This window comes from Gordonia humi (genome assembly GCF_014197435.1).
GTDB classification, from domain to species: domain Bacteria; phylum Actinomycetota; class Actinomycetes; order Mycobacteriales; family Mycobacteriaceae; genus Gordonia; species Gordonia humi.
This window is the reverse complement of the sequence record NZ_JACIFP010000001.1, coordinates 3667246-3689335: the sequence shown is the minus strand read 5'-3', so window position 1 is coordinate 3689335 and position 22090 is coordinate 3667246. Positions and strand designations below refer to the sequence as shown.

Annotated in this window: 22 protein-coding genes and 2 pseudogenes; 16 read left to right on the top strand and 8 right to left on the bottom strand. The window is 69.6% G+C overall.

Annotated features, from left to right (window positions below; translation table 11 throughout):
* The 3 genes from treY to BKA16_RS16945 all read right to left on the bottom strand — a co-directional run bounded on the left by treY (window position 1) and on the right by BKA16_RS16945 (window position 5187).
* Complete coding sequence (treY, locus tag BKA16_RS16955) at window positions 1–2319, bottom strand: malto-oligosyltrehalose synthase (RefSeq protein WP_183371779.1); 2319 nt, start codon at window positions 2317–2319, stop codon at window positions 1–3.
* 17 nt (window positions 2320–2336) lie between these two features.
* Complete coding sequence (locus BKA16_RS16950; protein WP_183371778.1) at window positions 2337–4535, bottom strand: acyltransferase family protein; 2199 nt, start codon at window positions 4533–4535, stop codon at window positions 2337–2339.
* An 88-nt stretch (window positions 4536–4623) separates the two neighbouring features.
* Complete coding sequence (locus tag BKA16_RS16945) at window positions 4624–5187, bottom strand: TetR family transcriptional regulator (RefSeq protein ID WP_183371777.1); 564 nt, start codon at window positions 5185–5187, stop codon at window positions 4624–4626.
* Window positions 5188–5296: 109 nt separating this feature from the next.
* Between BKA16_RS16945 and BKA16_RS16940 the strand changes: the two genes are divergently transcribed.
* The 6 genes and pseudogenes from BKA16_RS16940 to BKA16_RS23940 form a co-directional block, all read left to right on the top strand.
* A complete protein-coding gene (locus tag BKA16_RS16940; protein WP_183371776.1) occupies window positions 5297–6649 on the top strand; it encodes an adenosylmethionine--8-amino-7-oxononanoate transaminase in 1353 nt (450 codons plus the stop codon).
* On the top strand, window positions 6646–7794 hold the full coding sequence (locus BKA16_RS16935) for an 8-amino-7-oxononanoate synthase (RefSeq protein ID WP_183371775.1): 1149 nt from the start codon (window positions 6646–6648) through the stop codon (window positions 7792–7794). The genes BKA16_RS16940 and BKA16_RS16935 overlap by 4 nt, the downstream gene beginning before the upstream one ends.
* Window positions 7791–8507 carry a dethiobiotin synthase gene (bioD, locus tag BKA16_RS16930; protein WP_183371774.1) on the top strand — a complete coding sequence of 239 codons (717 nt, stop codon included), beginning with the start codon at window positions 7791–7793 and terminating at the stop codon, window positions 8505–8507. The genes BKA16_RS16935 and bioD overlap by 4 nt, the downstream gene beginning before the upstream one ends.
* Complete coding sequence (gene bioB / locus BKA16_RS16925) at window positions 8504–9535, top strand: biotin synthase BioB (protein ID WP_183371773.1); 1032 nt, start codon at window positions 8504–8506, stop codon at window positions 9533–9535. Before bioD ends, bioB begins: the two co-directional genes overlap by 4 nt.
* 57 nt (window positions 9536–9592) lie before the next feature.
* Window positions 9593–9853, top strand: a complete 261-nt coding sequence (bsaP, locus tag BKA16_RS16920; protein ID WP_183371772.1) for a biotin synthase auxiliary protein BsaP — start codon at window positions 9593–9595, stop codon at window positions 9851–9853.
* Window positions 9850–10368, top strand: a pseudogene (locus tag BKA16_RS23940) (DUF2567 domain-containing protein); the annotation flags it as partial. The gene bsaP and the pseudogene BKA16_RS23940, both read left to right, overlap by 4 nt.
* A 75-nt stretch (window positions 10369–10443) precedes the next feature.
* Here the strand turns inward: BKA16_RS23940 and BKA16_RS16915 are convergent.
* Window positions 10444–11121, bottom strand: coding sequence for an NUDIX hydrolase (locus tag BKA16_RS16915; RefSeq protein ID WP_183371771.1), 678 nt, complete (start codon window positions 11119–11121; stop codon window positions 10444–10446).
* A gap of 275 nt (window positions 11122–11396) precedes the next feature.
* On the opposite strand from BKA16_RS16915, the gene nadA reads away from it, so the two are divergent.
* Complete coding sequence (gene nadA / locus BKA16_RS16910; protein WP_382427675.1) at window positions 11397–12437, top strand: quinolinate synthase NadA; 1041 nt, start codon at window positions 11397–11399, stop codon at window positions 12435–12437.
* Complete coding sequence (gene nadC, locus BKA16_RS16905; RefSeq protein WP_183371769.1) at window positions 12434–13324, top strand: carboxylating nicotinate-nucleotide diphosphorylase; 891 nt, start codon at window positions 12434–12436, stop codon at window positions 13322–13324. Before nadA ends, nadC begins: the two co-directional genes overlap by 4 nt.
* Window positions 13325–13361: 37 nt before the next feature.
* Here nadC and BKA16_RS16900 read toward each other — a convergent pair whose 3' ends face one another.
* Complete coding sequence (locus BKA16_RS16900) at window positions 13362–14720, bottom strand: HNH endonuclease signature motif containing protein (RefSeq protein WP_183371768.1); 1359 nt, start codon at window positions 14718–14720, stop codon at window positions 13362–13364.
* Between the two features lie 263 nt (window positions 14721–14983).
* On the opposite strand from BKA16_RS16900, the gene BKA16_RS16895 reads away from it, so the two are divergent.
* Window positions 14984–15247 carry a hypothetical protein gene (locus BKA16_RS16895; protein ID WP_183371767.1) on the top strand — a complete coding sequence of 88 codons (264 nt, stop codon included), beginning with the start codon at window positions 14984–14986 and terminating at the stop codon, window positions 15245–15247.
* Between the two features lie 44 nt (window positions 15248–15291).
* Here the strand turns inward: BKA16_RS16895 and BKA16_RS16890 are convergent, their stop codons facing one another.
* On the bottom strand, window positions 15292–15849 hold the full coding sequence (locus BKA16_RS16890) for a hypothetical protein (protein WP_183371766.1): 558 nt from the start codon (window positions 15847–15849) through the stop codon (window positions 15292–15294).
* Window positions 15850–16122: 273 nt separating this feature from the next.
* Window positions 16123–16170: pseudogene (locus BKA16_RS24395) on the bottom strand (hypothetical protein); the annotation flags it as partial.
* Window positions 16171–16221: 51 nt separating this feature from the next.
* Here BKA16_RS24395 and BKA16_RS16885 point away from each other — a divergent pair.
* Window positions 16222–16695, top strand: a complete 474-nt coding sequence (locus tag BKA16_RS16885; protein ID WP_183371765.1) for a GNAT family N-acetyltransferase — start codon at window positions 16222–16224, stop codon at window positions 16693–16695.
* Between the two features lie 18 nt (window positions 16696–16713).
* Here the strand turns inward: BKA16_RS16885 and BKA16_RS16880 are convergent, their stop codons facing one another.
* Window positions 16714–17106 (bottom strand): DUF1801 domain-containing protein, encoded by a 393-nt coding sequence (locus tag BKA16_RS16880; RefSeq protein WP_183371764.1) that lies wholly within the window; start codon window positions 17104–17106, stop codon window positions 16714–16716.
* A 149-nt stretch (window positions 17107–17255) separates the two neighbouring features.
* On the opposite strand from BKA16_RS16880, the gene hisD reads away from it, so the two are divergent.
* From hisD to priA, 6 genes are read left to right on the top strand one after another with little or no spacing between them, the layout of a single operon-like run.
* Window positions 17256–18578: a histidinol dehydrogenase gene (gene hisD, locus BKA16_RS16875; RefSeq protein ID WP_183371763.1), complete on the top strand. Its 1323-nt coding sequence runs from the start codon at window positions 17256–17258 to the stop codon at window positions 18576–18578.
* Between the two features lie 5 nt (window positions 18579–18583).
* A complete protein-coding gene (locus BKA16_RS16870) occupies window positions 18584–19735 on the top strand; it encodes a histidinol-phosphate transaminase (RefSeq protein WP_183371762.1) in 1152 nt (383 codons plus the stop codon).
* An 8-nt stretch (window positions 19736–19743) separates the two neighbouring features.
* Window positions 19744–20379, top strand: a complete 636-nt coding sequence (gene hisB, locus BKA16_RS16865; protein ID WP_183373140.1) for an imidazoleglycerol-phosphate dehydratase HisB — start codon at window positions 19744–19746, stop codon at window positions 20377–20379.
* A gap of 40 nt (window positions 20380–20419) precedes the next feature.
* Window positions 20420–21055 carry an imidazole glycerol phosphate synthase subunit HisH gene (gene hisH / locus BKA16_RS16860; protein WP_183371761.1) on the top strand — a complete coding sequence of 212 codons (636 nt, stop codon included), beginning with the start codon at window positions 20420–20422 and terminating at the stop codon, window positions 21053–21055.
* Window positions 21056–21349 carry a hypothetical protein gene (locus tag BKA16_RS16855; protein ID WP_183371760.1) on the top strand — a complete coding sequence of 98 codons (294 nt, stop codon included), beginning with the start codon at window positions 21056–21058 and terminating at the stop codon, window positions 21347–21349.
* The gene (gene priA / locus BKA16_RS16850) at window positions 21342–22088 is read left to right on the top strand and encodes a bifunctional 1-(5-phosphoribosyl)-5-((5-phosphoribosylamino)methylideneamino)imidazole-4-carboxamide isomerase/phosphoribosylanthranilate isomerase PriA (protein ID WP_183371759.1); all 747 of its coding nucleotides are present in this window, start codon (window positions 21342–21344) and stop codon (window positions 22086–22088) included. Before BKA16_RS16855 ends, priA begins: the two co-directional genes overlap by 8 nt.
* Window positions 22089–22090 lie beyond the last annotated feature (2 nt).

Below are 22090 nucleotides of genomic sequence, written 5' to 3'. Positions count from 1 at the left end.
CTACAACTTCTCCAGCACCACCGCGGGCCGGTCGCCGAGCAGGGCCGAGGCGGTCACCTGACCGGTGTGGTCGGCGCCGGTGACCGCGTCGCGCCACAGACCGGCGGGCAGCGGGAGCAGGGCGTCGTCGCGCACCGATACGGGACGGAAGGTGTGTGCCAGTCGCATCCCGGCGAACAGGACGCGAGGATCGCCGTCGGCGTCGCCGCGTGCGAAGGCCACGAGGTGGATGCCGCGGCGTCCACGACCGATCACCGGCAGATACGTGCTGCCGGGGCCGAAGCTCTCCGGATGTCGGCGCCGGACGTCGAGGGCGGTCCGGATCATCCGCGTCTTCGGGTCGTCCAGACTCCGCGTGTAGTCGACCGGACGGCGATTGTCCGGGTCGGTCAACGAGTCGGACCACCACTGGGTGCCTTGATACACGTCGCCGACGCCGGGCAGGAGCAGCGACATGGTCTTGCGCGAGACGGACTCGTCACGGGCCGGAGGGGCCACGACGGCGACGTACTCGGCGATGAGGTCGCTCGCGACGCCGCACTGCAGAGCATCGATCCAGTCGATCATCGCGTTCTCGCCTGCCTCGTCGACGTCGGTCCACGACGAGACGAGGCCGCCCTCCCGCATCGCCTTGCGCGCGTAGGCGCGCATCCGCGTGCGAACGGTCTCGTCCGGTCGGCCCTCGTCCGGCCAGACTCCGATCAGATTCTGCAGCAGAAAGTACCCGGTCATCGCGTCCGGCGGCGGCATGATCCGCCACAGCGTCAGCACCAGGACCGTCCACCGCTGCGGGGTCTGCGCGGTCATCGCGATCCGGGCTCGGACGTCCTCGCTGCGTTTGGTGTCGTGGGTCGACAGCGTCGTGAGACCGAGCGGCCACTCCTCGACCCGGGCGAGCTGTGCGCCGTGGAACTCGTCGCGGTTCACCGACGGCGCCGCCGGGGTGCAGCCGATCTCGTTGGCCGAGACCAGACGTGACGTGCGGTGGTAGCCGATGTCCTCGATCGCCTTCGCGGTCACCGCGGCGACGGCCTCGCCGAGGCGGCCGAGTCCCTCGGGGGCACGGCTCCGGTCGACGAACGCGTACGACAGCACGTCGAGGGCGTCGCTCATCGACGGATTGTCGGCGCGGATCTGCGTGATCTCGTCGAGTGCGGCGTGCCGCAGCGACGGATAGTCCGGGCGGGCGAGTCGCACCCGGGTGATGAACGTGGTGACCGCCTGCTGCACCTTGTGGACCGGTACATCGGGTGCGGTGGCCGAGAACAGCGCGGTGGTCCGCCGGACCCGATCGGAGAACACGTCGATCAGCGTCACATGCCGCAGATCGTCCGCGCGGGCGGTCATCCCGTCGCCGTCGCCCGAGATCCCGGTGATGCGCTGGAACAGCTCTGAGAGTTCGACGGCGCCCGACGGCGGGGTGAACGCACCCTCGATCAGGCGCAGCTGGTCGTATCCGGTGGTCCCGTCCACCGGCAGTACCGGGTCGAGGCGCTCGCCGACACCCAGCCCCTTCTCCACGTACAGGAGACGGTCTCCGATGTCGGTGCGCAGCCGACGGCAGTAGCCGACCGGATCGGTCAGCCCGTCGAGATGGTCCACCCGGACTCCGTCGAACAGGTCCTCGGCGGCGAGTTCGCGCAGCCAGGCGTGCGTGGCGTCGTAGACGGCGGGCACCTCCTGCCGCAGCGCCGCGAGCTCGTTCACGGCCAGGAACCGCCGGTATCCGATCTGCCGGCTGTCACACGGCACCAGGCGGTACGCCTGTCGTGCGAGCACCGCGAGCGGATCGTCGCCGACGCGGAGCGTGCCGTCGGCGGTCGGCAGATAGCGGTCGCCGTACCACAGTTCACCGGCGTCGGCGTCGATCCGCAACGGCGACAGATCGCCGTCGACGGGCAGCCACGGCAGGCACAGCAGGCCGTCGCCGAAGGCGAGGTCCAGGTCGAAGTACTCGGCGTACGGCGATGCGGAGCCGCGGCGCATGACGTCGGCCCACCAGTGATTGTGATGGGCGTCGCCGATGCCGACGTGGTTCGGAACGATGTCCAGGACGATTCCGATGCCGACTGCTCGCGCGTGCGCCCGCAGCAGTCGATATCCGTCCTCGCCGCCCAAGGCGGGGGAGATGCGAGCGGGCGGACACCAGTCGTAGCCGTGCGTCGAACCCGGCATCGCGGTCAGGATCGGCGAGAGATACAGGTGGCTGATCCCCAGGTCCACGAGGTGGTCGAGAATCCCGACGACCTCGGCGAAGGTGAACGTCGGCGTCAACTGAACGCGGTACGTGGCGACGGGGTGGTGCGGGACCGTCGTCATAGCGCTCCGATTCTGGATCAGTCGAATGGACCGAACGGTGGCCCGGTCCACGGCAGCGCCTGCGCGAGTCGATACGACAGCGCGCTGCTCAGACTCCGGACGTACGTCGCCCCCAGGTGGTGGTAGTCCTTGTAGACGATGATGTTACCGATGATCGCCGGGCAGAACGTGTCGTCGCACACCGCGTCGGACATGTCGACGGCATGCAGTCCCGGGTGCGTCGACGCGTAGTCGGTGATCGGGTCGATCGGTGCCAGCGAGTAGGCGCGCGAGGAGCCGCAGCTCTGTGCGTCGCCGCCTGCCGCGAGACACCCGGGGGTCGTGATGGCCCGCCCGTCGCCGTCGTGGGGCCACGGGGTGTCGCGCATGCCGAGAACCGGGATGCCGGCCGCGAGCAGTTCGTCGAACACCATCAGATAGCCCGGCGGCACATGATCGGCGGGACCGTCCGGATTCGGTCGGGTGGTGTTGGTGAACACGGCGTCGGGACGGACCCGTTCGAGTTCGTCGAGGACCTTGCGGACCCACGGGCCGCATTCAGGGTACGGGCTGCCGTCCGGGCGGGTGGGATAGTCCTCCAGGGTCAGCGGACAGCCCATCTTCAGATAGGTCGTCACTTTGAAGCCGTTGCGCTTGCCGATGATGTCCAGGGCGGGCACCCACATCTCCGCGTGCGAGCCGCCCGCGACGGCGAGGGTGCGCTCGGCGGTCGGATCGCCGTACACGCCGACGTGGAAGTCGGGGTCTTCGAAGTGCGCCATCACATGGTCGCCGGAGGTCGGCGCGAGGTCGAACTCGGCGGCCAGCGGGGTCGGCTGCGGGTCCAGCGCCGGAACCGGAGCGTCGTCGAGCCATGCCCGTGCACCCGGATACTGGTGTGGGTCGAGGTTCGTCGTGTCGACGCTGACACCGGCCATGCGGTGTTCCCACACCTTGGCTCCGGTTCCGACGGCCAGCGTGCCCACTACGAGCAGTGTGGTCAGCGCGGCGCCGTATCGGATTCCGGGCAGGCGCGGCAGGGTCCGTTCGGCGAGCGGGGACCGGCCGCCGCCGCGCAGCGGGTCTTCGATGTACCGCTTGGTCAGCCACGCGAGGCCGAGGGAGACGGCGAGGATGCCGGTGCCCTCGACGACGTTCGCCTGATCGCGGGAGACGAGGGCGAGGTAGAAGATCAGCAGCGGCCAGTGGATGAGGTACAGGGCGTAGGCCAGGTTGCCGAGCCACACGCCCTGTCGGGACGCGAGCATCCGATTGGCCGCCGGAACCGGTTCGTCGGGCGCCACCGCACCGGAGAAGATGATGAGCAGCGTCGCACCGACCGGGACCAGGGCCATCGGCCCGGGATATTCGGCGACGCCGTCGATCCACCAGCCGCACGAGACGATCAGCCCGAGGGCGCCGACCGTGAGCAGTGTGCGCAGCCACGACCGGAGACGAATTCTCGGCATCCACACCGCCAGCAGACCGCCCACCAGCGGCTCCCACAGACGTGCGAGGGTGTCGTAGTAGTTGTACGGCTGGTTGACGCCGAGCCGGTCCTGTAGCCAGTGATTGATGCCCAGGTCGACGCCCTGACGGGCCTGCGCGTAGTAGAAGGAGGCCAGCGCGACGAGCGCGACGAGGCCGCCGAGCACCCCGCGGATGACGGCGGGCCGGGCGAAGGCGCGCAGTCGAAGTCCCAGGAGCTTGAGGAGCGCGGCGAGCACCAGAAGGACCAGCAGTGTGGCCACGAAGAACTGCCCCTGCATGGACATCGACCACAGATGCTGCAGTGGGCTGTTGGCCGAACTCGCGGCGAGATAGTCCTGTGAGTTCTGCGCCAGATAGTAGTTCTGGAAGTAGAGGGCGCTGGCGATCGTCTCGCGGCCGACGTTGACCCACCGCGTCTGCGGCAGGATCGCCACGGTCAGGATCGCTACTCCGATGAGCACGGTGATCAGCGCGGGCAGCAGCCGGCGCAGCAGACGGGACAGTCGCGGCCACGGGTTCACCGCATCGCGGAAGGTGGCGACCGGGTCGGACGAGGCGATCGCATGCCGCAACAGTGAGCCCACGAAGAAGTACCCGGACAGGGTGAGGAAGACGTCGACGCCGCCGGACACCCGCCCGAACCAGACGTGGAAGCACGCGACCAGCGCGATGGCCACCCCTCGGAGGCCGTCCAGGTCGGTGCGGTACACCGCGCGGATGTCCCGTCGGGTGTCGGAATGAGGCAATTCGTCAGATCGTTTCAGTGTGCGGACTTGGAGCGGACTCGTACGGTACGAACGACTGACGAATCTACTCACCCGCGGCAGTCGGCCGCTAATCGGCGAGTGCGTGGACCGCCGCGGTCACACCCGCGACGATAACGTCGAGGCCGCCGGCGAACTCGCCCGCGAAATCGCGACCGGACGGTCCCGTGACGCCGAGGCGCTCCATCTGCGTCCGGGTCTGCTCCTCGATCGTCAATCCGATCGTCAACTGGCACACGGCGGTCGCGACACCCGCTGCGGCGGTGTCGTCGAGGTCTCCGTCGCGGGCGATACGTGCGATCAGGTCGACCGCGGCACGGTCGGACAGTCCCGAGGCCCACGCCGATGAGACGATCTCGGCGCTGTCGGGCACCTGCAGCAGCGCCGCGCGCATATCCGCGGCGACCTGCCTGATCCGCTGCGGCACCGGGCCGTCGGTGGGCGGGACCAGAGCACCCAGGATGTCGTCGGCCAGGGCGGCGAGCATCGTCTGCTTGTTCGGGAAGTGCCAGTACAGCGCGTTCGGCCGGACGCCGAGGTCGGTCGCCAGTCGGCGCATCGTCAGGTCGGCGAGGCTGTGCTCGGCGAGGATCGCGCGTGCGGCGGCGAGGACGTCGGCCCGGGTGTTGCTCACCGTGACAGGATAGCCGCCGTCTCGACCTCCTGTACGCCGTCCAGGTTCGCCTGTACAGTGTTCAGGACTGCGGTCGCAGATGTGACGGGGAACCTGTGAGGAGGAGCGAGTGGATCAGCACACCATCGCCCGGATCGACGCCGAGCACGTGTGGCACCCCTACGGGGGCTTCCCGGCGTCGACCTCGCCCCGGGTCGTCTCGTCGGCCGCCGGTGTGCGGCTGACGTTCGCCGACGGCTCGGCGGCGATCGACGGCATGAGTTCCTGGTGGGCCGCGATCCACGGCTACCGGCACCCGGTCCTCGACGCCGCGGTGACCGACCAGCTCGCGAAGATGTCGCACGTCATGTTCGGCGGATTGACCCACGAACCCGCGGCGCGACTGGCCGCGGCTCTCGTCGACATGACGCCGGAGCCGTTGACGAAGGTGTTCTTCGCCGACTCGGGCTCGGTGTCGGTCGAGGTCGCGATCAAGATGGCGATCCAGTACCAGCGCAGCCGCGGGCGCAGTGCCCGCAACCGGGTCCTCACCTGGCGCGGCGGCTACCACGGCGACACCTTCGCGCCGATGAGCGTGTGCGATCCCGACGGTGGGATGCACGCCATGTGGGCCGGAGTCATCGCCGAGCAGGTGTTCGTGCCCGCACCGCCCGCCGACTTCGACCCCGCCTACGTCGAGTCGCTCGACGAGGCGCTCGCGGTTCACTCGGATCGTCTCGCCGCGATGATCATCGAACCCGTCGTCCAAGGCGCGGGCGGCATGCGGTTTCATGATCCGCGCCTCGTCGCCGAGGTCCGCCGACTGTGCGATGCACACGACGTGCTGCTGATCTGTGACGAGATCGCCACCGGATTCGGCCGGACCGGCGAACTGTTCGCCGTCGACCACGCCGGCGTCGCCCCGGACATCATGTGCGTCGGCAAGGCCCTGACCGGCGGATATCTGACGTTGGCGGCGACCTTGACGACCGACGAGATCGCCGAGGTCATCAGCCGCGGAGAAGCGGGCGGTCTGGCGCACGGGCCCACGTTCATGGCCAATCCACTCGCGTGTGCCGTGGCCTGCGCCTCGCTCGAGGTGTTGGCGGCATCGGACTGGCGGCGACGGGTCCCGCAGATCGAGGCCGGGTTGAGTGCCGGTCTGGAGCCGCTGCGCGGACTCGACGGCGTCGCCGACGTACGGGTGCGCGGGGCGATCGGCGTCGTCGCACTCGACCGCGACGTCGACATGGTCGCGGCGACCGATGCGGTCCTGGACGCGGGCGTGTGGCTGCGCCCCTTCCGCAACCTGATCTACACGATGCCGCCGTTGATCGTCGACGACGCCGATCTGGCGACTCTGACGGCTGGACTCGGCGCCGGGGTCTGGGCATCGCTGGCGGCCGCCGAGACTGCCGAGGTCTCCGAGACCGCCCATGTCTCCGCGACCGCCCAGGCCTCCGCGACGGGGGTCCTCGCATGAGCGCGCCGTGGCTCGCCGAGGTCGCCGAGCGGACCGTCGCCGCCGGTCTGCATCGGGCGCCGGTCGCCCGCCAGGCCAACGGCAGTGAGATCAACCTGGCCTCCAACGACTACCTCGGGCTGTCCACGCACCCGGAGGTGATCGCCGGCGCCCACGCCGGAGTCGACGCGTGGGGGACCGGGTCGACGTCGTCGCGCCTGGTGGTGGGCACCACCCAGGCGCATCTGGACTTCGAGGACGACATGGCCCGATTCCTCGGCGCCGAGGCTGCGCTCGTCTTCTCGTCGGGCTATCTCGCGAACATCGGTGCGATCACCGCTCTCGTCGGGCGCGGCGATCTCATCGTCAGCGACACCGGTACGCATGCGTCGCTGATCGACGGGTGTCGGCTCTCCCGCGCCCGCGTGGTCGTCGTCGATCGCGGCGACCACGAGGCCGTACGACGTGTCCTCGCCGACCGGTCGGAGCCGCGGGCGCTGGTCGTCACCGATTCGGTGTACAGCGTCGACGGGCGACTGGCACCCCTGCGTGAGCTGTACGCGGCAGCGCGCGAGGGCGGTGCGACGATGCTCGTCGACGAGGCCCATGCCGTCGGAGTGCGCGGCCCGGGCGGCCGCGGTCTGGTCGCCGAATGCGGGCTCGCCGGATCCGACGGGTTGATCGTGACCGCGGTCTGCTCCAAATCGCTCGCCGCCCAGGGCGGTGTGGTCGCGGGGTCGCGGCTGCTGCGTGATCATCTGATCGACCATGCGCGGACGTTCATCTTCGACACCGGGCTCAACCCGGCCGCCGTCGGCGCCGCGCACGCGGCGTTGCGCGTCCTGATGGACCGTCCCGAACTCCCGTTGCGCCTCCGGTCGAACGCGCAGCGGATCGCGGCCGCGCTCGGCGCGCCGGCACCCGATTCGGCCGTCGTGTCGCTGATCGTCGGCGACCCGGTGGCCGCCGTGACCGCTGCGGGCATCTGCCGCGATCGCGGGGTGCTCGTCGGATGCTTCCGGCCGCCGTCGGTGCCCGAGGGCACCTCGAGGCTGCGCCTGACAGTCCGCGCCGACGTCGACGAGGCCACCCTGGACCTGGTCGCCGACGTGGTGCGCGACGCGTTGGCCGAGGTCGGGAGAACCGACGTGGAGACCGTCCGATGACCTCGACCCTCGTGATCACCGGGACGGGCACCGACGTCGGGAAGACGATCGTCGTCGCCACCCTCGCCGCGGCGGCGCAGGCGGCGGATCTGCGCGTGGGCGTCGTCAAGGCCGCGCAGACCGGCGTCGCACCGGGCGACCCCGGCGACCTCGCCGTGGTCACCGAACTCGTCGGCGACCTGCCGATCCGCGAAGGCGCCCGCTACCCGGAACCGCTCGCACCGGAGACGGCCGCACGCCGCTCCGGCCTTCCGTTCGTGACCCTCGCCGACATCCGCGGAGCGGTCGCCGACCTGGCGGCCGTCTGCGACCTCGTGCTCGTCGAGGGGGCGGGCGGCGTGCTCGTCCGGTTGGCGCCGGAGCTGACCGTCGTCGATGTGGCACTCGACCTCGACGCGCCGGTCGTCGTCGTGACCGATCCGGGGCTCGGCACGCTCAACCACACCGAACTCACCGTCCGCGAGCTCCGGCGCGCCGGCGTCGCCGTCGCCGGGCTGATCATCGGGTCGTGGCCCGAGGAGCCCGATCTGGCGATGACGTGCAACCGTGCCGATCTCGTCCGGCTCACCGAGACTCCGATCGTCGGCGTCGTTCCCGCCCGGGCAGGCACCCGCGATCGCGCCGACTTCCGAGCCGCGGCCCCCGAGTGGGTCGATCGAACCCTCTTCTCAGCTCACCAGAATCCAGCCCCACGACAGGAGAACACCGCATGACCACCACCGAACAGGCGCGCGAGGGCGCGGCCACCGGCGACATCCTCGACATCGCTCGCGAACAGGTCCTCGAACGCGGCGTCGGACTCGACAAGGAGCAGGTGCTGCAGGTCCTGCAGCTGCCGGACGATCGCCTCACCGAGACGCTCGCGCTGGCACACGATGTACGGATGCGCTGGTGCGGTCCGGAGGTCGAAGTCGAGGGCATCATCTCCCTCAAGACCGGCGGCTGCCCCGAGGACTGCCACTTCTGCAGCCAGTCGGGACTGTTCGCGTCCCCGGTCCGCAGCGCCTGGATCGACATCCCGTCTCTCGTCGAGGCGGCTAAGCAGACCGCGAAGACCGGTGCCACCGAGTTCTGCATCGTCGCCGCGGTCCGTGGTCCCGACAAGCGTCTGCTGGCTCAGGTCGCGGCCGGCATCGAGGCGATCCGCAACGAGGTCGACATCCAGATCGCGTGCAGTCTCGGCATGCTCACCCAGGAACAGGTCGACGAGCTCGCCGCCATGGGCGTCCATCGTTACAACCACAACCTCGAGACCGCGCGCAGCCACTTCCCGAACGTCGTCACCACCCACACGTGGGAGGAGCGTTGGGGCACCCTGCGGATGGTGCGCGACGCCGGCATGGAGGTGTGCTGCGGAGGCATCCTCGGCATGGGCGAGACCCTGGAGCAGCGCGCCGAGTTCGCCGCCGACCTCGCCTCGCTCGACCCGGACGAGGTGCCGCTGAACTTCCTGAACCCGCGTCCGGGCACGCCGTTCGGCGACCTCGACGTGCTCCCGGCCTCCGAGGCCCTCAAGTCGGTGGCCGCGTTCCGACTCGCGTTGCCGCGCACCATCCTGCGGTTCGCGGGCGGTCGCGAGATCACGCTCGGCGACCTCGGTGCCGAACAGGGCATCCTGGGCGGCATCAACGCGGTGATCGTCGGCAACTATCTGACGACGCTCGGCCGACCGGCCGAATCCGACCTCGATCTGCTGTCGGACCTGTCGATGCCGATCAAGGTGCTCAATGACACGATCTGACGCCGGGGCGACGGCGTGTACCGTCGTGGACGCGACCGCGTCGACGAGGAGGCAGAGATGATCGGTACCGACCCCGTGGGGACCCGAACGGTTCCCGGACCGCTCGCCGAGCCACTGAAGTACGGCGTCTTCACCGGTGTCGAGCTGGAGTTGCAGGCCGACGACGCGGTGCCCGCTGCGGCCCGACTCGGCCTCGAACCGGCGCGTTTCTGCGGCCAGTGCGGCCGTCGGATGGTGGTGCAGGTCCGCCCCGACGGGTGGGACGCCCGTTGTTCGCGCCACGGCGTCGTCGATTCGACGGAGCTCGAACGTCGATGACCGCCGCCGCACCCGCTCCCACGACCGTGTCCGCCCGGAAGAAGCCGGACATCCGCACGGCGATCGTGTTCATCGTCGTCGTGCTGGCACTGTCGGTGCTGGTCGGCGGACTGTGGGTGTGGCTCTCGCCGCCGGTCGACGTGACCGTCGACAAGCCCGGCGACGGGACGTTCGACGAGGGCTCCATAGCGAACCTGTTCGGCGGGGTGGCGACGTTCGCATTCCTGTCCTTCGCCCTGGGCGCGGTGCTCGCGTTGGCGGCCTGGTTCGGTCTCCGGTCGATGCGCGGGGTGCAGGGGCTGGTGCTGACCACCGTCATCGCGATCGTCTCGTCCGGTCTGGCGATGGACATAGGAACGCGCATCGCGAAGGCCGTGCGGCCGACGTTCGACCCGAACGTGCCGGGCGACTACCGGTTCACCGTGCGGCTGTGGTTCGATTCGGACGTCTCGCAGCCGTGGCTGCTGTTGATCTGCGCGCCGACCACCGCGGTGATCGTCTATCTGATCTGCGTCCTCACCGCGAAGAACCCGACGCTGCGTCCCGATGAGCCCGCCGCGGATCCCGGGTGGACGCCGGTCGCGGCGCCGTCACATGGGTGGCCGCAGGGTGGCGAACTCGTCGGTCACCCGCAGTACGGTGTCGGCGAAGGCGTACAGACTGGGTGGGCGCCCACCGGAGCGTCCGGTCCGGCCGACGGTGCCGGTGGAGACGACCACCCCGCGCCTCGACAGGATCCGTAGCAGATTGGTCGCGTCGACGGTGTACCCGAGCGCCGCGCCGTAGATCTCCGACAGTTCCGACATGGAGAACGCGCCCGGGGCCAGCGCGAACGCGATGTTCGTGTACGAGAGCTTCGCGGCCAACCGCTGTCGGGCCTGGTCGATGATCTGCGCGTGGTCGTAGGCCAGGGCGGGGAGCTCGGCGACGTCGACCCAGGCCACGTCGTCGGAGGTCCGGTCCGCGGGGATGTCGCGGGGGACCAGCCCGAGGAACGTCGACGCGACGGTCCGATGCTGTGGCACCCGGTCCGGATCGGAGAACACGGTCAGCTGCTCGAGATGGGCGACGCGGGTGAGCTGCGCCTGCTCGGACAGATGGCGGCGTGCCGAGGCCGACAGCGTGTCCCGATCACCGATGTCGCCGCCGGGCAGCGACCACTCGCCGTCTCGCCGCACCAGTAGAACATGCAGCGTGTGGCCTGCGTCGGCGCATTCGCGCACCTGGAACACCGCGGTCAGGACTTCGACGTGCACGGACTCGGGCATGAAGCGAGTCTATGCGGGCGTGACGGCCGGGCCGACGAGGGCTGTCCCGGGCGAGGTCGGAGTCCGGATCGGCGTCGACACGACGACGCCGGGAATCGTGGGAGGAATCCGTGCGCCGCCCGTTCCGTCGTACGGTGCGAACGCCGTCACATCGTTCGGTGATACGATGGCCGCGAGGTTATCGATCAACAGTCGGAAACCCGCAGACCTGCTCCGCGACACGGCCCGTCGTCGGAGGCGATGCGAATGGAGCTCCCGCCATGACCACTGGAACCATGATCACCCGGACCGAGACCGATCTCGGCATGCCCGATCCCCGCCACGGCATTCCCGCAGCCTACGGGGGAGTCGACGCCGACGCCGCGTGGGCCGCCGAGATCAAGCGGCTCGCGAAGGCGCGCAATGCGACGATCCTCGCCCACAACTACCAGCTGCCCGCGATCCAGGACATCGCCGACCACGTCGGCGACTCCCTGGCGCTGTCCCGGATCGCCGCCGAAGTCGAGGCCGACGAGATCATCTTCTGCGGTGTGCACTTCATGGCCGAGACCGCGAAGATCCTCTCGCCCGAGAAGCGCGTCCTGATCCCGGACGAACGCGCCGGGTGCTCGCTCGCCGACTCGATCACCGCCGACGATCTGCGTGCGTGGAAGGCCGACTACCCGGACGCTCTGGTGGTCTCGTATGTGAACACGACGGCCGAGGTGAAGGGACTGACCGACATCTGCTGTACCTCGTCGAACGCCGTCGATGTCGTCGCGTCGATCGATCCGGATCGTGAGGTCCTGTTTCTGCCGGACCAGTTCCTCGGCGCGCACGTCAAGCGTGAGACCGGCCGCGACAACATCCACATCTGGGCGGGCGAGTGCCACGTGCACGCGGGCATCAACGGAGACGAGTTGACCGATCAGGTCGATTCGCACCCGGATGCGGCGCTCTTCATTCACCCGGAGTGCGGTTGCGCGACGAGCGCACTCTACCTCGCCGGCGAGGGAACGGTCCCGCAGGATCGCGTGCAGATCCTGTCGACCGGCGGAATGATCGACGCCGCCCGGGCGACGCATGCGAAGCAGGTCCTCGTCGCGACCGAGGTCGGCATGCTGCACCAGCTGCGGCGCGCGGCGCCCGAGGTCGACTTCCAGGCCGTGAACTCGCGTGCGGCCTGCCCGTACATGAAGATGATCACCCCCGCGGCACTGCTGCGCTGTCTCACCGAGGGCAAGGACGAGGTCCATGTGGCGCCCGACGTCGCCGAGCGCGCCCGCCTGTCGGTGGAGCGGATGATCGCGATCGGCAACCCGGGAGGAGGCGAATGACGTCGTTCATCGGGTCGGAGTCCGCATCCGGCGAACTCGTCCTCGACGTCGACGAGGATCTGCTCGCGTTGATCCGTACCGCGCTGATCGAGGATCTGCGGTACGGCCCGGACATCACTTCGCTGGCCACGGTCCCCGACGATGCCACGGCGGAGGCGAAGATCGTCTCACGCCAGCACGGCGTGGTGGCCGGTCTGCCCGCGGTGCTCGCCGTGTTCGACCAGGTGATCGGTGAGGGAGGCTACGAGGTATCCGCGCGGATCGACGACGGTTCGACCGTCGAGCCCGGCACTGTGGCACTCGCGGTGACCGCTCCGACGCGGTCGCTGCTCACCGCCGAACGCACCGCCCTCAACCTGCTGTGCCACCTGTCCGGCATCGCGACCGCGACCGCGGCCTGGGTGGCGGCCGTCGATGGGACGAACGCCAAGATCCGTGACTCCCGTAAGACGATGCCGGGGATGCGCGCCCTGCAGAAGTACGCGGTTCGCGCGGGCGGTGGCGTCAACCACCGTATGGGTCTCGGCGACGCCGCGCTGATCAAGGACAACCACGTCGTCGCTGCCGGAGGTGTCGCGAACGCTCTCGAGGCGGTGCGTGCCGTCGCCCCCGAGATGCCGGTCGAGGTGGAGGTCGACTCGCTGGCCCAGTTCGACGAGGTCCTGGCATTGAACCCGCAGCTGGTGTTGCTGGACAACTTCGAGCCCTGGGAGACCCAGATGGCCGTCCAGCGTCGAGACGCGAAGGCGCCGGAGACCAAGCTGGAATCCTCGGGAGGACTCTCGCTCGAGGCGGCCATGGACTACGCGCGGACCGGCGTCGACTATCTCGCCGTCGGCGCCCTCACTCATTCGGTGACCGTGCTCGACTTCGGACTGGACATGTAGGTCCCGGTTCGCTCGGGCCGATCGGGTTCGGCTCGTCTCAGGCCGCGTCAGCGGTCTCGTGGATCGTCAACGTCCGTCGCGCATGGGACCGGATCGGCACGCCCTCGTTGCTCGAACCGGCGCCGTCGGCCGGCGGGACGAACCACGGGTGCCCGTCGTCGCCGATGAACACCGTCCATCCGCCGTGATGGACCAGCGTGTGGCAGCGCCGACAGAGCAGGACGCCGTTCTCGATGCCGGTCTCACCGCCCTCGGACCAGGGGACGACGTGGTGGATGTCGCACCAGCTCGCCGGTCGGCCGCAGCCGGGTCGGGCACAGCACTGGTCGCGGACCAGGAGCGCTCGCCGCATCGCTGAGGTGAACAGCCGTTGTTCGCGTCCGACGTGCAGTGGCGCCCCGGTCGCATCGACGGTGACCGCTGAGATCGCGGAGTCGCACAGCACGAGCGCGACAGTCGCGGTCGAGACCGGGCCGGTGAAGACGGTCGAGGCAACCGGACTCCGCCCGATCGGCGGCGATCCGCCGACCGACCGGCCCGCGGGAATCACCAGCGTCGCGTGGGGGAGGACCCCGCCCGACGTCGGACGGTCGGACCGGGACAGGTACGCCCGAACGATCTGACCGAACGCGTCGGCCCGGCGTTGCTTGCCCGACCGCTTGTCGGGCGAGCCGTCTGCCTCGGCCACCGGTTGCATCAACGGATCCAAGGCCTGTGACAGCTCCTCCCCGGTCAACACGTCGAGGTCGATCTCCGCGGTCAGGCGACCCTCGTCGTTCGACGACAACGTCATCTCGTTGAGCTCGGCGTTCTCGGCGACTGGAATCGCATCGGACTCGGCGCCGTCGCCGCCTGCCGCGATCGCGAACTCGCGTGCCCGCTTGTCGATATCGCCCGGAGTGTCCTGCGCCAGCAGCTTCCGAGTGAGCGAGACCTTCGTCTCGTCGTCGAGCGGGACGCGCTTCTGGACGAAGTCGACTCCGCGGCCGACGGCGTCGGCCTTCTCCGGAGCGAGTGATCCGTCGCGCATGCCCTGTGCGACCGCCGGCAGGGCGTCCGCATGGACTCCGTTGCGGACGGTTCGATACGCGACCGCAGGCGGTACGCCGATCTCGGTCAGCAGTGCCGCCGGCGAGCGGAGCTTCTTCCGTCCCGGAATCCCGATCCGGGACGCGGCCGATACGAGCTGCGTCTGGACCGCATCGACGAGATTGCGCAGTCGCGCGGTCTCGACGAGTGCCGCCAGCACCTCGGCATCATCGACGCCGACGTGCGAGAGGCGATCGAGGCGCGCAATCAGCCGCGGGCTGTCCTCGGCTGTGCCTTCGTCGGCGGTGAGCGGTGCGAGTTCGTCGACCAGCCGGTCGGCAAACTCGCTGATGAGTGAAGTGAACATGGCACCCTCCTTTCATTGAGGGGCGTCGAGCGTGACGAACGTTGCCGCGAAGCCGTCGCGGCGGTACGTGACGTGGAACATGCGATCAGTCGCCATCGAGTGGCCGTGGGCTCGACCGTTCCGGGTCACGTCCCGGAACGGGGTGCCGTCGCCACGCCCTTCGCTGCAGTTCGATCCCACCGGGGATCGCTTACCGCGAAGTCGCCTGCGGGGCGACGGCTATGTAGTTCTCAAACAACGTGTGACACAAATCATACGCTCACATGTTCGATAGCACAAGAGTTCGATCAGCGCGCATTCTGCGCCTCGTGCGTGGTGGCGCGGCGTGTCTCATCGCCATGTCGTCGCCGTGGCAGACGATGTCGGTCGTCGGCCATGCCGCGACCAGCGAGCGGCTCAGTCCGTCGTTCTCGCGGACGGTCCGCCAGTCCGCGCGTCGCGATGCCGGATCGACGAACAGACTGAATTCCGGCCAGAGTGCTCGCAGCCTTCTCCTCGCGTACGACATCCTGACCCCGACATCCTGACCCGGCGACCTGTCCCGCGCACTCCGCGTCCGGCGATCACGCGTTCAGTACGCGCGAGTGCCCGGCCGCAACGACCGCGGCGCATCGGTGAACTCGATCCAACGGAAGTCGCGGAGCTCCTCCATCAATAGGCGGGTCGAGTCTTCACGCCACTGGTATCGGGGATGTCCCGCGGACGGCGTGAGCAGTCGCTGGGCCGGATGATCGGCGCTCGAGGCGAAGCGGAGCAGCGACTGTCGCCAGGTCGGCCAGTCGCCGAGGACCTCGTGCAGGGCAACGAGCTCGCGGGCGAAGTCCGGCCCGAAGGCGTTGAGCTCGGCGGGTGGGAAGATGTCGTCGAACCGGGCGCGGACGGCTTCGGCGACGGGCCGTGTTCGGTGCGGACGGACGCCTCGGTTGAACTCGCCGCGTGTCAACTCGCCCCTGGCCACGCCACTCGGGCGATGTCCGAGGTGGATCCCGTTGCCCGCCGGACACCGATACGGCTGCACGTCGAACGTGCTGTGCCGACGTGCGGCGCGGCGCGCGGCCTGACGGCTGGTGAACGACACCTTGGCGCAGACGGCGCACCGCCCGGTCGTCGGCGGCGAACTGCGGTTCACGATGGTCTCCTCATCGGCTCGACAGCGGGTGTGCTCCAGCGATGATCGGACCGTATCGCCCGCCTCCGACAGCGGCTCAGGCGTTCGGTCGGGTGGTGGCGTCACCACCGTCCGGACAGTCGACCGCCACGATGTCCGCGTCGCGCGGACGGCGAGCCGGTCGCGACGCACGCACGCGATACACGTCGTTCTCGCCCGACGCTCCGCACGCGCAGGGGTCGGAGCGAGGTCGGGAGTCTCGTCGAGGACGATGACGTCGGAGATCGTCGCGGGCGGATCGGCCGGAGAGCCCGCGTCGTCGGAGGGTCCGGCGGTGAGCAGACGTGCACAACGCCCGGCCCGGAGCGCGGCCGTCGGGCATCATGGTCGGCGATGACTCACTTCGTGCACTCCGCGCCTCTCGTCGAACTCGATCCAGCCACGCTGCACGGGATATTGAAGCTGCGGGTCGACGTGTTCGTCGTCGAACAGAACTGTCCGTATCCGGAGATCGACGGCCGGGACGCGGAGGCGAGCACGGTGCACTACTGGTGCGCCGATCCGGACGGGAGTCCGATCGCGACCGCGCGCCTGCTGGTCGACGAACTGCCCGATGGCACCACGCAGATGCGGATCGGTCGCGTGTGCACCCGGCACGAACTCCGGGGGACCGGACTGACCAGGGCGATCCTCGACGCCGTCGTCACCGAGATCGGTGAGCGGCCGAGTGTCCTCGACGCACAGAAGCACCTCGAGTCGATGTACGGCCGCTGGGGTTACGTCGCCGACGGCCCGGAGTTCCTAGAGGACGGGATACCTCATGTCCCGATGCGCCGCGTCGGACGACCGCACGATCCGGTCAGCTGACGGCACGACGGTCCGCCGTCACGACGTCCACGCCCGCGCGATCAGCTCGGTCAGGACCGATGCGTCGACGTCGGCGAGGCGCGCGATGTACAGGCACCCTTTTCCGGTCGTGTGCGGGCCGAGCCCGTCGAGGAGGTCGCCGTTGGAGCCGTCGGCGGTGAGACCGTACAGCGTGAGGGCCTGGCGGCGCGGCGAGAGCCCGACCGCGAACCACTCGTGTTCGCGGCCGTCAGCAGTGCGGTAGGGGCGGTCGCCGAATCCGATGATCGACGGCCCCCACATCGAGGGGTCCTCGCCGATCGTGTCGCGGATCAGCCGGACCGCGGCGACGGTGTCGTCGCGTCGTCGGGCGTTCGGCACCGCCGCGATGAAATCCTCGACGGAGGCGTCGGTACGGCGGGTCGTCGGCATGAATCGAGGGTAGCCGTCGGCGACGGTTCGATCCGGCACCGTCCCGCGCACCGCGCGGAGGTCTCCGCGACCACGGTCCACCCGCAAACAGTTTGCGCGCACCGCATATCCTGGTGAGAACCCACCATCCATCGAGAAAAGAGATTCACATGCTCGCCCGCACCGATCTGCGGGGCACGGTCCCGACGCTGAGCCAACTGCGTCGCGCGCTGCCTCGTGGCGGAACCGACGTCAACGCCGTGCTGCCTCGCATCACTCCCGTCGTCGAAGCGGTCGCCGAGCATGGGTCCACGGCTGCGCTCGACTACACCGAACAGTTCGACAAGATCCGGCCGACCAGCGTGCGCGTGCCCGCAGCGGTCATCGCCGCCGCCCGCGAGAATCTCGACGCCGACGTCACGGCCGCGCTCGACGAGTCGATCCGACGCGCCCGCATGGTTCACGCCGAGCAGAGACGTCAGACCACCGTCACCCAGGTGGTACCCGGCGGCAGCGTCGCCGAGAAGTGGATTCCGGTGCGCCGCGTCGGCCTCTACGTGCCGGGCGGCAACGCCGTGTACCCGTCGAGCGTCATCATGAACGTGGTTCCCGCCCAGGAGGCCGGCGTCGGCTCGCTCGTCGTCGCCTCGCCCGCGCAGGCCGACTTCGGCGGGTGGCCGCACCCGACGATCCTGGCCGCATGCTCGCTGCTCGGCGTCGACGAGGTGTGGGCGGTCGGCGGCGCTCAGGGCATCGCGCTCCTGGCGTACGGCGGCACCGACACCGATGGCGAGACCCTCGACCCGGTCGACCTGATCACCGGCCCCGGCAACATCTTCGTCACCGCGGCCAAACGCCTCGTCCGCGGGGTGGTCGGCATCGACTCCGAGGCCGGGCCCACCGAGATCGCGATCCTCGCCGACGACTCCGCCGACCCGACGGTCGTCGCCTCCGACATGGTGAGCCAGGCCGAACACGACGTCCTCGCCGCGTCGGTGCTGGTCACCGACAGTGAAGCGCTCGCCGACGCCGTCGACGCGGCCGTGCAGCAGGCCGCGAACGCCACCAAGCACACCGAGCGGGTCACACAAGCGCTCGAGGGCAAGCAGTCGGGCATCGTCCTGGTCGACGATCTCGACGCAGGCGTCGCCGTCGTCGACGCCTATGCCGCCGAGCACCTCGAGATCCAGACACGCGACGCGGCCGCGGTGGCCGACCGCATCACCAGCGCGGGCGCGATCTTCGTCGGCGCCTATTCGCCGGTCAGCCTCGGCGACTACTGCGCGGGCTCGAACCACGTTCTGCCGACCACCGGCTCGGCCAAGTACGCCTCGGGTCTGTCGGTGCAGACGTTCCTGCGCGGCGTCCACGTCATCGACTACGACCGCGACGCTCTGCGCGATGTGGCCGGTCACGTCGTGACCCTGGCCGACGCCGAAGACCTGCCCGCCCACGGCGAAGCCGTGACCGCACGATTCGCGGGCGAGCAGTGAGCGGCGTGTCTCGAAGCCACTCGACCGGCGGAGACGGCTCGACCGGCGTCGGCGGGCGATTCACCCTCGCGGACCTGCCCCTGCGAGACGATCTGCGCGGAAAGTCGGCCTACGGTGCACCGCAGCTGCGGGTGCCGGTGATTCTCAACACCAACGAGAACCCGCACCCGCCGAGCCAGGCGCTGGTCGACGACGTCGCGAAAGCGGTCGGCAGTGCGGCCGAGGAACTGCACCGGTACCCGGACCGCGATGCGATCGACCTGCGCACCGACCTCGCCGCGTATCTGTCCCGTGCGACCGGCGTGTCGCTGACCGTCGACAACCTGTGGGCCGCGAACGGATCCAACGAGATCCTGCAGCAGATCCTGCAGGCGTTCGGCGGCCCGGGCCGCACCGCGATGGGGTTCGTCCCGTCGTACTCGATGCACCCGATCATCTCCGATGGAACCCAGACCGAGTGGGTTCCCGCGCACCGCGCGGACGACTACGGACTCGACGTCGACGCCGCGATCGCCGCGATCGCCGAGCACCGGCCCGACGTGGTCTTCGTGACCTCGCCGAACAACCCGACGGGAGAGAGCCTGCCCGCCGCCGACGTCGCCGCGATCGTGCGCGCCGCACCCGGCGTCGTGATCGTCGACGAGGCGTACGCAGAGTTCTCCGACGAGCCGAGCGCCGTGACCCTGCTCGACGAGTACGGTGCCAAGCTGATCGTCTCGCGCACCATGAGCAAGGCGTTCGCGTTCGCGGGCGGCCGCCTCGGTTACCTCGCGGCCGCTCCGGCCATGATCGAGGCGCTCCTGCTGGTCCGCCTGCCGTACCACCTGTCGGTGATCACGCAGGCCGCCGCGCGCGCCGCGCTCCAGCACAGTGCCGAGACCCTCGGATCGGTGACCGCGCTGGTCGCCGAGCGCGAGCGCGTCGTCGCCGCGCTCACTGAGATGGGGTTCGACGTGAGCCCGTCGAATGCCAACTTCATCCTCTTCGGCGAGTTCGCGGACGCACCCGCCACCTGGCAGCGTTACCTCGACGACGGCGTCCTGATCAGGGACGTCGGCCTTCCGGGGCGTCTGCGTGCGACGATTGGACTGCCCGCCGAGAACGACGCCTTCCTGGCCGTCAGCGAGAAGCTGGCCGCCACCGACCGAAAGCAGTGAGTGTGACCATGCCAGGCCAGGCCCGCATCGCCCGCGTGGAACGGACGACGCGCGAGTCGTCGATCGTCGTCGAGATCAACCTCGACGGGACCGGCGTCACCGACATCGACACCGGGGTGCCGTTCTTCGACCACATGCTGACGGCGTTCGGCGCACACGGCAGCTTCGACCTCACGGTGCACGCGAAGGGCGACATCGAGATCGACGCCCACCACACGGTCGAGGACACCTCGATCGTGCTCGGCACCGCGATCGGGCAGGCGCTCGGCGACAAGAAGGGGATCCGCCGCTTCGGCGACGCATGGATCCCGATGGACGAGACCCTCGCGCAGGCGATCGTCGACGTCTCGGGGCGCCCCTACATCGTGCACACCGGCGAGCCCGAGCACCTGCTCACCGCCACCATCGGCGGCTACTCCGGCGGGGAACGCCCGTACTCGTCGTATTCGACGGTGATCAACCGCCACGTCTTCGAGTCGATAGCGCTCAATGCGCGCATCGCCCTGCACGTTCGCGTCCTGTACGGTCGCGACCAGCACCACATCACCGAGGCCGAGTTCAAGGCCGTCGCCCGCGCTCTGCGAGAGGCCGTCGAGCCGGATCCGCGGGTGAGCGGCGTGCCGTCGACGAAGGGGACCCTGTGATCGCAGCGACGACGAGGTGCGCGACGAAGGGGAGGGCACGGTGACCCGGAAGGTCGCGCTCCTCGATTACGGGTCGGGCAATCTCCGATCCGCACAGCGCGCTCTGGAACGCGCGGGCGCCGAAGTGGAGATCACCGCCGACTTCGACACCGCGCTCAACGCCGAAGGGCTGTTGGTCCCGGGTGTCGGCGCCTTCGCCGCCTGCATGGAGGGGCTGCTCGCCGTCCGCGGTGAACGGATCATCGGACGGCGTCTCGCCGGCGGCCGACCGGTCCTGGGCATCTGCGTCGGCATGCAGATCCTGTTCGGCCGAGGCGTCGAATTCGGTGTCGACACTCCCGGCTGCGACGAATGGCCGGGGTCGGTCACCCGCTTGCAGGCCGACGTGCTTCCGCACATGGGATGGAACTCGGTCGACGCCCCGGACGACTCCGCGCTCTTCGCGGGCATCGACGACGACGCGCGCTTCTACTTCGTCCACTCGTACGGCGTGCAGTCGTGGGAGATGGACTCCGACGGCTCGAAGATCGCGCCGCCGAAGCTGACGTGGGCCGATCACGGGGGGCCGTTCCTGGCCGCCGTCGAGAACGGCCCGCTGTCGGCGACCCAGTTCCATCCGGAGAAGTCCGGCGACGTGGGGGCCCACCTGCTGAGAAACTGGATCGAGGGCCTGTAGATGGGGGAGAAGAAGCGATCGGCGTCGGCCGACTTCTCGTTCGGGCGGCTGGTCGCCTATGCATTGGGAGCCGCCACCGGCGTCATCGTGGTGGCGGCGATCGTCATCCTGTTCGTCGCACAGGTGTCGGCGACGGCGGCGCTGATCGTCGCCCTCGTCGCGGTGGTGGCGATCGTCGGTGTGATCGCGCTGGTCTCGCGGCGGATGATGGCCGGAGTGCAGGCCGAGATCGATGAGCGACGTGCCGCGGCAGCGGCACGCGAAGAGGAAACGGGAACTGAACGCAATGGGTAACACTCTGGAGCTGCTGCCTGCGGTCGACGTCGTCGATGGGCAGGCGGTCCGCCTGGTGCAGGGCGAAGCCGGATCGGAGACCTCGTACGGGTCGCCGCGCGACGCCGCACGGGCCTGGCAGGCGGGCGGTGCGCGGTGGGTGCACCTGGTCGATCTCGATGCGGCCTTCGGTCGCGGCGACAACCGTGCGCTCCTCGCCGAGGTGGCGAGCGAACTCGACATCCATGTGGAGCTCTCCGGCGGGATCCGCGACGATGGGACCCTCGCCGCGGCCCTCGCCACCGGCGCGACCCGTGTCAATCTCGGCACCGCGGCCATCGAGAACCCGCAGTGGTGTGCGCGGGCGATCGCCGAGCACGGAGACAAGATCGCGGTCGGTCTCGACGTGCTGCGGGAGAACGGCTCGTGGCGGGTGCGCGGTCGCGGCTGGGTCACCGACGGCGGCGACCTCTGGGCCACCCTGGAGCGGTTGAACAACGACGGCTGTGCGCGGTACGTCGTGACCGATGTCAGCAAGGACGGCACCCTGACCGGACCGAACCTGGACCTCCTCGCGCAGGTCGCGCGCGCCACCGACGCCCCCGTCGTCGCCTCCGGAGGCGTGTCGACGATCGCCGATCTCGTCGCGATCGCCGAACTCACCGATCTCGGAGTGGAGGGCGCCATCATCGGCAAGGCCCTCTACGCGGGTCGGTTCACCCTGCCCGACGCCCTGGCGGCGGTGTCCGCGACGAAGTGAGC

Bases quoted from the DNA above. Each gene is read 5' to 3' on its own strand.
- treY (WP_183371779.1), bottom strand. From the start codon at position 2,319: ATGACGACGGTCCCGCACCACCCCGTCGCCACGTACCGCGTTCAGTTG.
- BKA16_RS16935 (WP_183371775.1), top strand. From the start codon at position 6,646: ATGAGCGCGCCGTGGCTCGCCGAGGTCGCCGAGCGGACCGTCGCCGCC.
- bioD (WP_183371774.1), top strand. From the start codon at position 7,791: ATGACCTCGACCCTCGTGATCACCGGGACGGGCACCGACGTCGGGAAG.
- bioB (WP_183371773.1), top strand. From the start codon at position 8,504: ATGACCACCACCGAACAGGCGCGCGAGGGCGCGGCCACCGGCGACATC.
- bsaP (WP_183371772.1), top strand. From the start codon at position 9,593: ATGATCGGTACCGACCCCGTGGGGACCCGAACGGTTCCCGGACCGCTC.
- BKA16_RS16915 (WP_183371771.1), bottom strand. From the start codon at position 11,121: ATGCCCGAGTCCGTGCACGTCGAAGTCCTGACCGCGGTGTTCCAGGTG.
- nadA (WP_382427675.1), top strand. From the start codon at position 11,397: ATGATCACCCGGACCGAGACCGATCTCGGCATGCCCGATCCCCGCCAC.
- nadC (WP_183371769.1), top strand. From the start codon at position 12,434: ATGACGTCGTTCATCGGGTCGGAGTCCGCATCCGGCGAACTCGTCCTC.
- BKA16_RS16900 (WP_183371768.1), bottom strand. From the start codon at position 14,720: ATGTTCACTTCACTCATCAGCGAGTTTGCCGACCGGCTGGTCGACGAA.
- BKA16_RS16895 (WP_183371767.1), top strand. From the start codon at position 14,984: ATGTTCGATAGCACAAGAGTTCGATCAGCGCGCATTCTGCGCCTCGTG.
- BKA16_RS16885 (WP_183371765.1), top strand. From the start codon at position 16,222: ATGACTCACTTCGTGCACTCCGCGCCTCTCGTCGAACTCGATCCAGCC.
- BKA16_RS16880 (WP_183371764.1), bottom strand. From the start codon at position 17,106: ATGCCGACGACCCGCCGTACCGACGCCTCCGTCGAGGATTTCATCGCG.
- hisD (WP_183371763.1), top strand. From the start codon at position 17,256: ATGCTCGCCCGCACCGATCTGCGGGGCACGGTCCCGACGCTGAGCCAA.
- hisB (WP_183373140.1), top strand. From the start codon at position 19,744: ATGCCAGGCCAGGCCCGCATCGCCCGCGTGGAACGGACGACGCGCGAG.
- BKA16_RS16855 (WP_183371760.1), top strand. From the start codon at position 21,056: ATGGGGGAGAAGAAGCGATCGGCGTCGGCCGACTTCTCGTTCGGGCGG.
- priA (WP_183371759.1), top strand. From the start codon at position 21,342: ATGGGTAACACTCTGGAGCTGCTGCCTGCGGTCGACGTCGTCGATGGG.